The sequence below is a fragment of the Shewanella mangrovi genome, from assembly GCF_000753795.1.
Taxonomy (GTDB): domain Bacteria; phylum Pseudomonadota; class Gammaproteobacteria; order Enterobacterales; family Shewanellaceae; genus Shewanella; species Shewanella mangrovi.
Genome location: NZ_JPEO01000048.1, coordinates 1 through 461, shown reverse-complemented (window position 1 = coordinate 461; position 461 = coordinate 1). Strand labels below are relative to the sequence as shown.

Here is a 461-nt window from a genome sequence, read left to right as displayed (position 1 = left end):
AAAACCCATCGGGGTTGTATGGTTAAGCCGCACGAGTCATTAGTACAGGTTAGCTAAACGCCTCACAACGCTTACACACCCTGCCTATCTACGTCCTGGTCTTGAACGGCTCTTTAGTAGACTTATAGTCTAAGGGATGACTCATCTTGAGGCTCGCTTCCCGCTTAGATGCTTTCAGCGGTTATCGATTCCGAACGTAGCTACCGGGCAATGCGATTGGCATCACAACCCGAACACCAGCGGTTCGTCCACTCCGGTCCTCTCGTACTAGGAGCAGCCCCTCTCAATCATCCAACGCCCACGGCAGATAGGGACCGAACTGTCTCACGACGTTCTGAACCCAGCTCGCGTACCACTTTAAATGGCGAACAGCCATACCCTTGGGACCGACTTCAGCCCCAGGATGTGATGAGCCGACATCGAGGTGCCAAACACCGCCGTCGATATGAACTCTTGGGCGG

1 rRNA gene is annotated in these 461 nt (G+C 54.0%); it reads right to left on the bottom strand.

The features are described 5' to 3' along the window. Positions 1–18: 18 nt before the first annotated feature. Positions 19–461, bottom strand: a 23S ribosomal RNA gene (locus HR45_RS18945); the annotation flags it as partial.